The 12,883-nt window shown below is 69.4% G+C and carries 13 protein-coding genes; 7 read left to right on the top strand and 6 right to left on the bottom strand.

Annotated elements, in window-relative coordinates; translation table 11 throughout:
- Positions 1 to 34: 34 nt before the first annotated feature.
- From ABIE21_RS06035 to ABIE21_RS06010, 6 genes are read left to right on the top strand one after another with little or no spacing between them, the layout of a single operon-like run.
- Positions 35 to 1,135, top strand: a complete 1,101-nt coding sequence (locus ABIE21_RS06035; protein WP_354023868.1) for an ABC transporter substrate-binding protein — start codon at positions 35 to 37, stop codon at positions 1,133 to 1,135.
- Positions 1,136 to 1,179: 44 nt separating this feature from the next.
- Positions 1,180 to 2,244 (top strand): LLM class flavin-dependent oxidoreductase, encoded by a 1,065-nt coding sequence (locus ABIE21_RS06030; RefSeq protein ID WP_354023867.1) that lies wholly within the window; start codon positions 1,180 to 1,182, stop codon positions 2,242 to 2,244.
- A complete protein-coding gene (locus tag ABIE21_RS06025) occupies positions 2,241 to 2,936 on the top strand; it encodes a cysteine hydrolase family protein (RefSeq protein WP_354023866.1) in 696 nt (231 codons plus the stop codon). The genes ABIE21_RS06030 and ABIE21_RS06025 overlap by 4 nt, the downstream gene beginning before the upstream one ends.
- Positions 2,933 to 4,288, top strand: coding sequence for an NtaA/DmoA family FMN-dependent monooxygenase (locus ABIE21_RS06020; protein ID WP_354023865.1), 1,356 nt, complete (start codon positions 2,933 to 2,935; stop codon positions 4,286 to 4,288). Before ABIE21_RS06025 ends, ABIE21_RS06020 begins: the two co-directional genes overlap by 4 nt.
- Positions 4,285 to 5,532: an MFS transporter gene (locus ABIE21_RS06015; protein WP_354023864.1), complete on the top strand. Its 1,248-nt coding sequence runs from the start codon at positions 4,285 to 4,287 to the stop codon at positions 5,530 to 5,532. Before ABIE21_RS06020 ends, ABIE21_RS06015 begins: the two co-directional genes overlap by 4 nt.
- 9 nt (positions 5,533 to 5,541) lie before the next feature.
- The gene (locus ABIE21_RS06010; RefSeq protein WP_354023863.1) at positions 5,542 to 6,204 is read left to right on the top strand and encodes an FMN-dependent NADH-azoreductase; all 663 of its coding nucleotides are present in this window, start codon (positions 5,542 to 5,544) and stop codon (positions 6,202 to 6,204) included.
- A 37-nt stretch (positions 6,205 to 6,241) separates the two neighbouring features.
- Here ABIE21_RS06010 and ABIE21_RS06005 read toward each other — a convergent pair whose 3' ends face one another.
- The 3 genes from ABIE21_RS06005 to ABIE21_RS05995 form a co-directional block, all read right to left on the bottom strand.
- On the bottom strand, positions 6,242 to 7,087 hold the full coding sequence (locus ABIE21_RS06005) for a hypothetical protein (protein WP_354023862.1): 846 nt from the start codon (positions 7,085 to 7,087) through the stop codon (positions 6,242 to 6,244).
- A 1-nt stretch (position 7,088) separates the two neighbouring features.
- Positions 7,089 to 8,153, bottom strand: a complete 1,065-nt coding sequence (locus tag ABIE21_RS06000) for a glycosyltransferase family 4 protein (RefSeq protein WP_354023861.1) — start codon at positions 8,151 to 8,153, stop codon at positions 7,089 to 7,091.
- Positions 8,154 to 8,240: 87 nt separating this feature from the next.
- Positions 8,241 to 8,729 carry a DUF1269 domain-containing protein gene (locus ABIE21_RS05995; RefSeq protein ID WP_354023860.1) on the bottom strand — a complete coding sequence of 163 codons (489 nt, stop codon included), beginning with the start codon at positions 8,727 to 8,729 and terminating at the stop codon, positions 8,241 to 8,243.
- A gap of 149 nt (positions 8,730 to 8,878) precedes the next feature.
- On the opposite strand from ABIE21_RS05995, the gene ABIE21_RS05990 reads away from it, so the two are divergent.
- The gene (locus ABIE21_RS05990) at positions 8,879 to 9,388 is read left to right on the top strand and encodes a general stress protein (protein ID WP_354023859.1); all 510 of its coding nucleotides are present in this window, start codon (positions 8,879 to 8,881) and stop codon (positions 9,386 to 9,388) included.
- Between the two features lie 29 nt (positions 9,389 to 9,417).
- On the opposite strand, the gene ABIE21_RS05985 is transcribed toward ABIE21_RS05990, so the two are convergent.
- The 3 genes from ABIE21_RS05985 to ABIE21_RS05975 all read right to left on the bottom strand — a co-directional run bounded on the left by ABIE21_RS05985 (position 9,418) and on the right by ABIE21_RS05975 (position 12,835).
- Entirely contained in the window at positions 9,418 to 11,979 is a 2,562-nt protein-coding gene (locus tag ABIE21_RS05985) for a LuxR C-terminal-related transcriptional regulator (RefSeq protein WP_354023858.1), read from the bottom strand.
- A gap of 171 nt (positions 11,980 to 12,150) precedes the next feature.
- Positions 12,151 to 12,339 (bottom strand): SHOCT domain-containing protein, encoded by a 189-nt coding sequence (locus tag ABIE21_RS05980; RefSeq protein WP_354023857.1) that lies wholly within the window; start codon positions 12,337 to 12,339, stop codon positions 12,151 to 12,153.
- A gap of 91 nt (positions 12,340 to 12,430) precedes the next feature.
- Complete coding sequence (locus ABIE21_RS05975; protein WP_354023856.1) at positions 12,431 to 12,835, bottom strand: DUF6325 family protein; 405 nt, start codon at positions 12,833 to 12,835, stop codon at positions 12,431 to 12,433.
- Positions 12,836 to 12,883: the final 48 nt, after the last annotated feature.

Genomic DNA, 12,883 nt, shown 5'->3' with positions numbered 1-12,883 from the left:
CTCATTCCCGCACACCCATCTCAAGGAGACAGCCATGCCCACACGCACCACATCAGCCATCGCGGCGACCGTGCTCGTCACGCTCGCCATGACCCTCGCCGCCTGCAGCTCAGCCGAGGCGCCGGACACGGATGCCACGGCGGGAGCAGAGACCGGAAGCGCGATCTCCGCAGAACGCTGTGAGGCGAACGAGGCCGCGGGGAAGATCAACTTCCTCACCGGCTACTTCTACCAGGCGTCGGCGTCGATCCTCAACACCATCGCGGCCGACGAGCTCGGCTACTTCGACGCCCTCTGCCTCGACGTCGATATCCAGCCCGGCACCGGCGACACGGGCGAGAACGCGCAGCTACTCGCCTCGGGCCAGGTCACCTTCACCGGCGTCGGCGAGCAGAACCTCATCCAGGCGCAGGACAACGGCATCGACATCCTCGGTGTCTCGACCCTGTCGAACGTGGGCCTCGAGATCCTGATGACCAACACCGACGTCAAGGACCTGAAGGACCTCGACGGCACGATCCTCGGCCAGAAGGGCAACATGCCGCCGGCGGTGGAGGCGATGCTGACCAACGCCGGCGCCGACGTCTCGTCGATGCAGCAGGTCGTGGTCGGCTACGACCCGACGATCCTGCCGCGCGGCCAGGTCGAATCGCTCACCGGGTTCATCTCCAACGAGCCCAACCTGCTCGAGGCGGCCGACTTCGACGTGACCGTGTGGCGCCCGTTCGACTTCGGCGTGCCGAGCTCGCTCGGCACCATCGCCGTGAACCCGGCGTTCGCCGAGGCGAACCCCACCGCAGTCGAGGACTTCCTGCGGGCTAGCCTGCACGCCATCGAGTACTGCGACGACAACACCGAGGAGTGCGTCGAATACGCTTCCGTGCTGTCAGGCGAGGGCTACGACGTGGCGCACAACGTGAAGATCTGGGGAACCGAGTCGGACATCATCGCCGAGAACCAGCCCGCTGACCGCCCGATCGGCCTGATCGACACCGCGAACATCGACGCGATCAGCGAGTTCCTCGTCGACACCGACCAGATCTCCGCGGCCCCCGACGACGTGCAGTCGTACATCGACAACAGCTTCATCGAGAACATCTACGACGGCACCACGCTCATCTGGCCGGCCCCGTAGGTTCCCCTCGTTCCTCCAGCACCACCGAATACAGAAAGCGCACCATGTCCGAACGCGAATACGGCATCTTCCTTCCCATCGCCAACGGCGGATGGCTCGTCTCCCAGACGGCGCCCCACCCCGACGGCAGCTACGAATACAACAAGAAAGCGGCCGTGATGGCCGAAGACGCCGGCATGGACTTCGTGATGTCGATGGGCAAGTGGAAGGGGTTCGGCGGAACGACCGACCACTGGGGCCGCACCCTCGAGTCGATGACCATGATGGCGGGCATCGCCGAGGCCACCCAGCGGGTGAAGATCTGGGCGACCGTGCACGCCAACGTGCACAACCCCGTGGTCGCGGCGAAGATGTTCACCACGATCGATCAGATCTCGAACGGCCGCGCCGGCATGAACATCGTCTCGGGCGCGTACGCCGAGGAGTTCGAGCAGATGGGCGAGTGGGACGCGAGCCTGTCGAAGGAGGGTCGCTACCGCATGGTCGACGAGTGGACCGAGGCCGTCACCCGTCTCTGGACGGAGGATGTCGTCTCCCTCGACGGGGAGTTCTTCACGCTCACCGACGCCGAGTCCCGACCCCACCCGGCGAAGCCGCCGACGATCATCAGCGCCGGCAACTCGGAGGCGGGCCGCGACTTCCAGGCACGCCGCAGCAACGGCGCGTTCCTCTCCGGCGCGACGATGGAGGAGCTCCGCGACTCGTCCCGCGACGTGCACAGCCGGGCGGCGGCGCTCGGCCGCGAGGTCAAGACCTACGGCATGCTGACGATCGTGATGGCCGAGACGGATGCAGCGGCCGAGAAGCGAGTGGACGAGATCGGTGTCGGCGTCGACCGGGAGGCGCTCGCGAACATGCGTGTCTCGTGGGGCATGCCCCGTGACCGGGTGAGCTCGTGGACCGAGTCGGCGACGGGTCACGACGCGTTCCAGACGCCCTACGTGTTCGGCTCGCCCGAGACGATCGTCGGCCACATCGACAAAGTCATGGACGGCGCCGAACTCGACGGTCTCATGCTGATCTTCCCCGACTACCTCGAAGACCTGCCGCCGTTCGGTGAGCAGGTGCTGCCCGTGCTGCGTGCACGCGACGCCGAGGCCCGCTCGTGACCGGGCCGACCGGCCTGGCCGCGCTCGAGGCGCTCCCCGGCGCGCTGCTCGTCGTCGACGTGCAACGCTCCTTCGCCGACCCGGACTACCTGGGCGCGTACGGGCTCGACGCCGCAGCATCCGCCTCCGTCGTCGAGGCCATCGCGGCGACCGCCGCCCTCGTCGACGAGGCTCGAGGTCAGGGAGTGCCTGTGGTCTGGATCGAGCTGGGCTCGGAGCCCGGCCGACCGTGGCGGTCGAGCGGCTGGCTTCGCGGCGGCGCCCTCGACGACCCGATGGGCGACGAGGAGCCGTGCATCGTCGGCACCCGCGGAGCCGAGTGGTACGGCCTCGAGCCCGCCGCCGGTGAGATCCGCGTGGTCAAGCGCGGCTACAGCGGATTCCTCGGCACCGACCTCGATGCGCTCCTCCGTGCCGAGGGCGTCGAGTGGGTAGCCGTGGCCGGGCTCACGAGCGAGTGCTGCGTCGCCGCGACCGCGACCGACGCCGTGCAACTCGACTATCCCGTGGTGATCCCGGTGGAGGCGACCGCAGCCTACGACGTGCGCATCAACGACAACGCCCTCGAACAGCTCGCCCTCAACGTCGGACGCGTGGTCACCAGCGCCGAACTCACCTCCCTCTTCGCGGCATCCGCCCCTGCCTCCGCGGCGGCGCGATCCACCCTCTCTGGAAAGCCAGTGCACGCATGACCGTCACGACCGACAACCCCGGCCACCTCCACCTCGCGTTCGACCTGTCGTTCACCCACTCGGAGGGCCGCTGGGCTCGCCCCGGATCGTGGGCGGGTCGCACCTTCCCCGACGTGCGGATGTTCCAGGAGCTGGCCGTCACCGCCGAGCGCGGCGGAATCGACATGCTGTTCTTCGGCGACGGCACGGGCCTGCCCGACACCTGGCGCGGGTCGACCGACGCCGCGGTCGAGTGGGGCGTGCAGTGGCCCCGCCACGACATGAGCCCGTTCATCGCGGCCATGTCGGCGGTCACTGAGCACATCGGCTTCGGGCTCACCTACTCGTCGACGTTTATGCACCCGTTCTACGTCGCCCGCCTGCTCAACTCCCTCGACCATGTGACGAACGGACGCATCGCCTTCAACGTCGTCGCCTCGACCCGGGTCTCCGACGCCGCGAACTACGGCTACGACAGGCTGCCCGAGCACGGCCAGCGGTATGAGCGGATGGACGAGTTCATCTCCGTGTGCCAGCAGCTGTGGGATTCCGTCGAACCCGACGCGATCGTGATGGACCGGGAGACCGGCAGATTCGCCGACCCCGCGAAGGTGCACGCCATCGACCACCACGGCGCGTTCTTCGACGTGAAGGGTCCGCTCACAAGCGTGCCGAGCCCGCAGGGCCACCCGGTACTCGTGCAAGCGGGCAACTCGCCCCGCGGCATCGCCACGAGCGCAACGTTCGCCGACCTGATATTCGGCTTCGGCGGCAATCTCGCCTCGCAGGTGCGGCACCGCACGATGCTCGACGCCGAGCTCGTCGCCAACGGCCGCGATCCGCGCGACGTCGGAATCCTCTGGGCGACCCAGCTCGTCATCGGTCGCACGGAGGACGAGGCGCGCGCCCGCAAGCAGGAGATGCTCGCCTACTGGGGGCACGAGGCCGTCGGCGCGTACCTGTCGTACAACTCCGGCTACGACTTCTCGACGGTGGGCGAGTCCATCATCCTCGGCGAGCTCAACGAGACGATCGTCGCGTCAGGCGCCTCCCCGTCGGGGCTCGTCGGCATGCTGGTCGCCGAGCTGGGCGCCGACCACTCCATGACCCGCGCCGAGTTCTTCGAGCGCGGCTGGCAGCACGCGGTCGGCTACGACTCGACGATGTCGGGCACCGCGTCGCAGCTCGCCGACCAGTTGGAGGAGAACTTCGCGGCCACCGGCTCCCGCGGCGGTTACATGATCGGCAACCCGCTGAGCATGCCGAGCTCGTACGTCGACATCATCGAGCTGCTCGTGCCCGAGCTTCGTCGGCGCGGCACGATGGGACCCGCCTACCCGGGACGCACCTTGCGCGAGAACCTCGCGTCGTGACTCTGGAGGGCGCGGTCCGCCGGGGCGACCGTGCCCCCGGGTCGCACGGTGCGCCGGCGGACATCTGGCGTCAGACCCTGTTGCTCTGCTGCCTGATCGGGACGACCCAGATGACCTGGGGCACGATCGTTCCGGCGCTGCCGCAGTACATCGACCGTTTCGGCGGGACGGCGCTCGTGCTCGGCCCGATCATCGCCGCCTTCGGGGTGGGACGGGCGGTTGCGAACATCCCGGCAGGGCTCGCTCTGCGCTGGTGGCGCCCCCGAAGCTACCTCCGCGTGGTCTGCGTGCTGCTGGTCGCCGTGACGGCGGTCACAGGATTGAGCCCGGATGCCGGCGTGCTCATCGCGGCGCGGGTGGTCGCCGGGGTGCTCGGCGGCGCCGGCGTGACCATCGGCTTCGCGGTGCTGGTCGCCGGCGCGCCGCACGCACTGCGGGGCCGGATCATGGCCACTGCCACCGCGGTACAGATGTCAGCGGGCGCTCTCGGCGCGTTCGTCGGCGGGCTCGTCCTGACCTGGTTCCCGCTCGAGGTGGCGTTCGCGGTTGCGAGCCTCCCGCTGGCTCTCTGCCTGGTGTGGGACGCGATCGCCCCGGCTTCTCACTATTGGCGGTCGCTGCGCACTCGCGACGTCGCCGAATCCGCGACGGGAGGCAGAGGCGATGTGGCCCGCGTCGCATCCGCCGGCCTGCTCTGGATCGTCGCGGCGCTCGCCATCAACGCCTTCGCGACATTCTTCGCCCGCTTCGGCGGGGAACAGGGGCTGATCCCGCTGCTGGGCTACGAGCGGGGCGGGCTCACTCCGCTCACCCTGGGCGTCGCGCTCGCGGCGGCGACGCTCGTGTCGCTCGCTGCGATGCCGGTCGTCGGCGCGATCATCGACCGCGGGCGGCGGCTCGCGGTGCTGCTGCCGGGCAGCGTCGCGGCCGCCGGGGCGCTGTTGCTGTTCCCGCTCGCAGACGACCCGTGGCTGTTCGCCGCTGTCGTCGTGCTCTACGGTCTCGCGTCGAGCGTCGCCGGCGTGGTTCCTGCGGTCGTGATGAGCGAGGCCGTGCCGGCGCGCCACAGCGGTTTCGTCGTCGGCCTCACCCGAACGGCGGGCGACGTCGGAGCGGTCGTCGGGCCGTTGCTCGCGTTCACCGTCTACGACGCGCGAGGTGCCTGGCCCGCGGTCTCGGTTATCGCCGGGGTGTTGCTCGTCTCCGCCCTTCTGCTCGTGCGGGTCGCGGGGCGCAGGCGATAGCGTGGAGCCATGCCGCACCTCCTGCACCTCGACTCGTCCGCCGACCTGACCAATTCGCGCACCCGCGCGGTGGGGGAGTCGTTCGTCGCGGCGTGGCTCGCCGCCGACCCGCAGAACACCGTGTCGCACCGCGACCTGCACCGCGATCCGCCGCCGCACCTCGCCGATGCGGCGCTGCACTGGCCGGCGGGCAGTCGCCCGGAGGGATCGACGGCACCGCCCGCCGAGGCCGAGACTCTGCAGCGGACCCTCATCCACGAGCTGCTGGCCGCCGACGTGCTTCTCGTCGGCGCGCCGCTCTACAACTACTCGATGCCGTCGACGCTCAAGGCGTGGATCGACCACATCCACGTCCCCGGCGTCACCGCGCCCTCCGGTTCAGACACGCAGCCGATGCTCGGCCGGCCTGCCGTGATCGTCACCGCGAGGGGCGGCGCCTACGACGCGGGCACTCCGACCGCCGACTGGGACCACGCCGTGCCCGCCCTGCAGCTCATACTCGGCACCGCGCTCGGGATGCCGACCACCGTCATCACCACCAGCCTCACCCTGGCCGGCGAGGTCGCCGCGCTGGCCGAGCAGCTCGAGCGGTCGAACGAGGAGCTGCTGCTCGCTCACGACGAGGCGCGGTCGGCCGGCAGCCGGCTCGGTGGCATGACGCGGCTCGAGTAGGCGGCACCGGCCGGCGCCGCCGACGGCAAGGAACCGGTCAGGACCGCGCGCGAGACAACTCGTTGACGAAGGCGGCCTCGTCGATCCGATGCGGAGAGATGCCGAAGTCGTGTCCGTCGCCCTTGACCCCGCTCCAGGCGAAGTCGCCCCGCACGATCGCGGCCGCGACCTCCGCGTCCCCCGGACTGTGTCCGACGATCCACGCCACGAAGTCGGCCGTGACGAAACGGTTGGAACGGTCGAAGGCGTGCCAGTGGTCGGCGGCCGCGTATCCGCCCTTCGAGCCGATGTCGCGCACGACGCTGGCGCGCTGGGCGGAGCGCAGGGCGAACGAGACGTGCAGCACCCGGTCGCAGGCTTGCCGCCCTAGTGCGGCGACCCCGTCGAGGGCGATGCTTCTCGCACCGGTGAGGGCGAGCGCCTGGTACAGCTGCGGAAGCGGGTTCTCCTTGCCCTTGGCGGCGAACTCCTTGTGGGCGATGAAGATCGTGCGGAAGGTGAGCCAGTCGAGCACGACCCGTTCAGCGTCGTGGGTGAGGCAGCGCTCCCGCAGCCAGACGGGAAACCCGCCGTCGGCGACGGTCGCGTGCCCGTGCGTCGACTGCTGGGTGATCGGTTCGGCCGAGTCGAGCTCGTCGGCGAGCAGGCTCAGGGTCGCGGGCTCGAACAGGCCGACGGCGTCGAGCGCGAGGTCGAGGTCGCGCTCGTTCCTCTCGATCGTGCGGTCCGCGGCCTCGCGGCTCGCCGCGCCCGAGCGCTTCGCCGCCTTGCGGATCTCCGCCGACTCCCTGGTCTGCGCCGCCCGCGCGCGCGCTTCGAGGCGCACGTTCAACGGTCGGTCGTCGTCCTTCGACGAGTGGAAACCGAATAGGGTGGGCGCCACGTCAGCGGGCTACTGCCTGTAGACCGGCCCACAGCTGGGCGGCGGAGTGCTCCCAGCTCCAGGTCGCGGCCTGGGCGACGCTGCGGCGCGATCGCTCGGCCCATACCTCGGCGGGCTCCAGTGCTTCGACCTCGGCGATGAAGGCCGAGGCATCCTTCGGTCTGAAGTAGGCGCCCGCGTCGCCAGCGATCTCATGGAAGATCGTGATGTCGCTGACCACGACCGGTATCCCCAGCGCCATCGCCTCGACGAGCGGGATGCCGAAGCCCTCGTCGAGCGATGCGCTCACGAGCGCGGTGGCCGACTGCAGCAGGTCGACGTACTCGGCGTCCGTCGCCCCGTTGTGGATCACGATATTTCCCGCGGCGTTCATGGCGCGGAAACGCTCCTGCGTCTCGGCCGGCATCGGGCTCATCAGGTGCAGCGTATGGTCGGGCAGCGAGTCCATGGCGGCGACGAGCGTCTCCACGTTCTTGTAGGGCATAAAGGACCCCATGTAGACGAGGTCCCTGCGACGCTCCACCGTTTTGGCCGGCCGCTCGGGCGCCTCCAGCGAGCTGGCGTTGGGCGCGAGGATGAGCGGCTTCGTCGTCAGGCGCTTGCGGGTGATCAGGTCCATCGTCGTGCGGGACACCGCGGCGACGGCGTCGGCGCGGTTGAGCAGCAGTCGCTGCGGCCACCAGACGAGGTGGTACAGACGCCAGAGCACCCGCACGGCCTGCGGCAGGTTATGCGGCGGAGTTCTGTGCGTGTAGTAGATCAGGTCATGCACCGTGAGCACGAGCCTGTACTTGCGACCGAGGGATCCCATCGTCTGCATGGGGGAGAAGACGACGTCAGGATGATGCGGGTTCAAGTACCGCGCCATGAGCGAGTCCTTCGGGCTCGTCATCGCCGGCGCCATGATCCAGGGCAGATCGGGCAGCATCTCGAGCTGTCGCTCGTCGTTGATGATCATCGTGACGGGCGTGAGCTTCGACAGCTCGCGGACGAGGTTGGCGGAGTACCGGCTGATGCCGTCGTGGGTGCCCCAGCGCACGGCCCTGCAGTCGAAGAACAGCTTCACCGGTGGTACGCCCCCTTGGCCGATCGTTGTGCACGGGTTCAGCCACGCTATCAGCCCGCACTGCCTCGACGCGGTGGGCGCGCTCCGTCACTCGCCGAAGACCTCCCGAAGCTTCGCCTCCTCGTCGCGACTCAGGTTGGTCTCGATCAGATGCGCCTTCACGTCGCTGAAGGCGTCGGCGACACGGTCGACGACGACCCCGGTCGTCATCACGAACAGCGCGGATGTGCCCGGGGTGACCTTCTCCCGCACCCCCTTGATGAAGGAGTCGTCGATGCCGACGTCGACGAGCGAGCCGGCGAGCGCCCCCGCGGCGGCGCCGATCGCCGCCCCGAGCAACGGGACGAAGAAGATGAGCCCGAACAGCAGACCCCAGAAGGATCCCCCGAGGGCGCCGGCGCCCGTGGTCGAGTTGAGCTGCCGGGTCTTGGGCTTCTTCGCGTCAGGGTCCCACGACACGACCGCCGCGTCGACCACCGTGACCAGATTCTGCTTCTGCAGGTCGAGGAGGATCTTCTCCGCCTCGTCCGCGCCGTCGGCGGTCTCGAACTTCCAGACAGACAGGGTGCTCGCCATTTTTCTCGCCTTTCTCGTCGCGGCCCCGGTGGCCGCCGACACCACCATCGACGACGCCGGGGCGCGGTTCATCGCCCGCCCCGGGTGAGGCAGCGGCAGGTGCTCGGGGCGAGCCTGATCGGGAGGGGTCGACGGACGGGAGTACGGCTGTGGCGACGAAGGCAGGACCCGGCGCATCTGCGATCAACTCGACGGTCGGGGTGTTCGCCACGGGCGAGGAGGCGATCGCCGCGCTGCAGAAGATGAAGGACTCCGGGTTCCCGTCGAGCCAGGTCTCGGTCATCGGCAAGGGGGTCAAGCAGCCCAGGGACGTGCACGCCTGGGTGCCGGGGAGCAGCGAGGAGCGCTCCGGCGGCTGGGGCGATCTGTGGGAGGCGCTCAGCGGCTGGCTGCTGCTCGGGTTCATCTGGCTCCCCGGCGTCGGCTGGGTCGCCGCGGCGGGCTGGTTCGCCGCGACGATCGTCGGCACCGGGGCGGGTGGCGGACTCGGCATCCTCGGCTCGGTCGGTGTGCCCTCGACCGTCATCGCCGGGTACGAGACGCAGCTGAAAGCCGACCGCTATCTCGTCATCGTGCACGGCGACGCGGAGTCGGTCGAGCAGGCTCACGCGATCTTGGAGAACGCGCGTCCTTACGAGGTGATGTCGTACGGGCCGTGAACCGGTTGCTCCCTGAGCCGCCCTGTTTCTCAGACCAGCCCTAGCCGCTCGGCCTCTGCGATGGCGCTGCGACGGGAGGTGACGCCGAGCTTGCGGTAGATGCCGCGCATGTGGGTCTTCACGGTGTTGATCGACAGCAGCATGTCGTCGGAGATCTCGCCGACCGTGCGCAGCGACTTGAGCTCTGCGAGCAACTCGCGTTCTTTCGGGGTGAGCGCGCTCGATCCCTGGGTCGGTGGCTCGACGTCGCGCCCGTGGGCCATCAGCTGCTGGGCTACCTCGTCGTGCGCTCCGAAGCGGTGCAGGCCCCGGGCGAGGATCGCCCGCACTGAGTCTGCGCCCGGACGCGCGACCTCCGCGAGCGCCCCCGTGGCATCCGCGAGCTCGAGAGCGTGGTTCATCGCAGCGTGCGAGCGGAACGCGTTGCCCGATTCGTGCTCGAGCACGGATTCGAGCGACCACGCGACGATCTCCGACACCAGCACCCGGGGGCCCTGCGAGGCGTGCAGCACTGGGGTGAGGATGCCGCGGGCAGACGAGTGTCTGCCCGTCGCGTGAAGGAGCAGCGCGTAGGCGACGTGCCAGTCGGGGCCCTCGCCGATGAGGTGACGGGCCCGGTCGAGCAGCCGCTCGCTCCAGCGGAGCTCGCCGAGAGTCAGAGACATGCGGATTCCGAAGTGCAGCGAGGTGACGACGGCGCTGGCAGGCGCCCCGCGCAGGTATGGCGGCGGCCACGCCGTGGTGAAGTCCTGGGCAGCGCGGCGTTTGTCGGGCAGGCCGTTGAACCCGATGGACTGGAAGGCGTGCTTCGTCTGCGTCTGGACATCGACGAGCGGCTGTCTCGCCGCGAAATCGACGGCGGATGCCGCGTGGGAGCTCGCTGCGCAGTCGTCGAGCAGCTCGTGGCTGCTCCAGGCCGCGAGGAGGTGGGCGTAGGCCAGACTCTCGCTCTGGTCCTGAGTCGTCGAGCGACTGGCGTTGTCGATCGCCGCCTCCGCGTGCTGCAGCGTCGCCCGCATGTCGCACCGGTCGAGGGCGGTGGCCGCGAGCCCTACCGCACTCATCACCTGGCTGGAGAGGTCGCCGAGGTTCTCCGCTATCGCGCGCGACGTCTCGAGTTCTTCGGTGGCGCGGGCGGTGATTCCGATCCTGGTCTCGGCGAGCCCCCTGGCCAGGTGGACGGCGGCGCGCAGGCAGCCGGGCAGCGTCAGCATGGTGCTGTCGGCCCAGCCGGAGGAGAGACCGTCGATGCGTTCGCCGCGGGCGGTCGCGATGCGCACCTGCACGACGTAGAGCAGCCAGTCCCACTCGAATAGGTCGTCGACGCCCAACCCGGTCGGGCGCACCCGCGCGGCGACGTCTTCGGCGCGCTCCACCTCGCCGACGGCGATCGCCGCCCAGGCGAGCATCAGGCTTGCGAACGGCCCGCCGAGACAGCGGCCGCTCGACGAGGCGGCAAGCGCGACGATGGCCGAGGCGTGCCCGTCGCCGATGAGCTCTGTTCCACTGCGGCGCAAGACAGTGTCGACGAGATCGCCGTCGCCCGCGTCGAGCGCCAGCTGGAGTGCCACGAGCGCATCCGCATGCTCCATGTGCCATCGGGCCGCCCGGTCGATCATGCGCGGCAGCGCGTGGGGCGACAGCTCTACGACCTTCTCTCTCAGAAACGCCCCGAACAGCGGCTGCACCCGGTACCAGGTTCGGCCGCTCCTGTCGGTAGACACGCGTCTGAGCATCGGGTTGTTTCGGGCCAGCCGGCGCAGGGCGTTGGCGCTGTCGAGACCGTCGCTCATGGCGTTCGCGAGGTCGGCCGTGATCAACGGACAGACGGCCAGGGTGTGCATCGTCGCGCGGTCGGACGCGCTGAGGTCGGCGTAGACCTCGCGCTGCAGGTACTGGTGTAGAACGTCGGAGTCGAACAGGGAGATGACGGCGTCCAGGGTGGAGGGAGAGCGGTCCACGCCGAGTCGGGCGAGACTCAGCGCGGCCGGCCAGCCCTCGGAGGCGACGAACAGCGACTCGAGCTTGTCGACGTCGAGATCGTCTCCGAAGAGCGCGTCGGCCTCGGCGCGGGTGAACGAGAGCGAGTCGGCGGTGAGCTCGTGCACCCGGTTGGTGAGCCGGGTGCGTTGTTCGAGCAGGGACGTGCGCGTGGCGAAGACGACGTAGACGCTCGGCGGCACGAGCCTGAGCAGTCGGAGGAACTCGTTCTCCGACGGCGAGCCCTCGAGCAGGTGTGTGTCGTCGAAGACGAGAACGACCTTGTCGCCGAAAAGTTCGAAGGCGTGGGCGAGCCGGGAGAAGAACTCGCTGTGCCCGAGAGGGTCCACTCCGGGTTCGAGGGAGCGGACGGCGAACTCGGCGGCGTCGTTGTCCGTGGCGGCGAACCTGAGCGACCCGAGCACGGAGTTCCAGAACACCATCGGGTCGCGATCGTCGACGTCGAGGTCGCACCATGCGACGGCGACTCCCTCGTCGGTCAGCCCGCGTGCCCAGTCGGCGAGAAGGCACGTCTTGCCGTAGCCGGCGGGCGCGCTGACGACCATGAACGTCGTCTCGCGCGACGAGACCCCGGCCGTCAGCGCTTCCATAAGCCGGGGTCGCTCGACCAGCGGTCCCGCTGGAACAGGGGGCGAGACTTTGTTTGTAGGGAGTCCGATAGTCGGTTGTGCGCTCTTCGCGATCGCCATGCCCCGAATGATAGGGCTAGGTGAACGGCGAGCGTAAGGGTGTCAACCGGCCTCACCCGCTTCGGGCGAGCCTCACCCGTCGAGCACCCTTTCCTTGGCACGCGCGAACTCGTCGTCGCTGATCGCTCCGGAGGTATGCAGCGATGAGAGCGCTCCCAGCTGGGACGGCACCGAGTCCGGTGTCGCGGTAGTCGCCGCGCCATGGGAACGTGCGTCGAAGCCGGCCTCTATCGAGCCGGGGTGCACCGCGCGGTCCGTCATTGTCGCGGTCCCGGCGACCACGGAGCATCGGGTGACCGACCCGAGAAGGCCTGGCCTGCCGAACCTCCTGAACAGGGGCATGCGAATCCGCCTAGCTGTCGACCAGCGATGCAGCTTCGACGATGTCGGGGCGCACGCGCACGTGGAGCTGCAGAATGCCACCGCTGTCCGCGACGACGCTCGCGATCGACTTGGCCCAGACGTGCTCGATGGCGACGACGAGCGCGATCTCGCCGGGTGCTAGCGCTCCGACGATCAACTCCGCGTCCGAGCCGCTGAGCAGCGGGCGTGGGTGGGGACTGATCGCCGACCATCGCGGAATGACGTCGTCCTCCAGGTCGGTGACCGTGACGCCGCCGTCGGGTGCCTGCGTCGCGACCAGAGCGTCGACGATGCGGAAGGAGCCGTCCCTCGTGAGTTCCTCGAGCACCGGGGCTATTCCCCTCAACAGCCCGGCGTCGGGGTAGGAGAGCACCAGCACCTCTACCGGACCCATAGGGCAGTCCCTCCTGCGTCTCGAACGCGCGTTCTCGAGCGCGCGATG

The sequence above is a fragment of the Conyzicola nivalis genome (genome assembly GCF_040548875.1).
In the GTDB taxonomy this organism is placed as follows: domain Bacteria; phylum Actinomycetota; class Actinomycetes; order Actinomycetales; family Microbacteriaceae; genus Conyzicola; species Conyzicola nivalis_A.
The sequence above is the reverse complement of the archived record's forward strand: the minus strand, read 5'-3'. Positions and strand labels throughout refer to the sequence as shown.

Coding starts and splice junctions, on each gene's coding strand:
- ABIE21_RS06035 (WP_354023868.1), top strand. CDS start 35: ATGCCCACACGCACCACATCAGCCATCGCGGCGACCGTGCTCGTCACG.
- ABIE21_RS06030 (WP_354023867.1), top strand. CDS start 1,180: ATGTCCGAACGCGAATACGGCATCTTCCTTCCCATCGCCAACGGCGGA.
- ABIE21_RS06020 (WP_354023865.1), top strand. CDS start 2,933: ATGACCGTCACGACCGACAACCCCGGCCACCTCCACCTCGCGTTCGAC.
- ABIE21_RS06010 (WP_354023863.1), top strand. CDS start 5,542: ATGCCGCACCTCCTGCACCTCGACTCGTCCGCCGACCTGACCAATTCG.
- ABIE21_RS05995 (WP_354023860.1), bottom strand. CDS start 8,729: ATGGCGAGCACCCTGTCTGTCTGGAAGTTCGAGACCGCCGACGGCGCG.
- ABIE21_RS05985 (WP_354023858.1), bottom strand. CDS start 11,979: ATGGAAGCGCTGACGGCCGGGGTCTCGTCGCGCGAGACGACGTTCATG.
- ABIE21_RS05980 (WP_354023857.1), bottom strand. CDS start 12,339: ATGACGGACCGCGCGGTGCACCCCGGCTCGATAGAGGCCGGCTTCGAC.
- ABIE21_RS05975 (WP_354023856.1), bottom strand. CDS start 12,835: ATGGGTCCGGTAGAGGTGCTGGTGCTCTCCTACCCCGACGCCGGGCTG.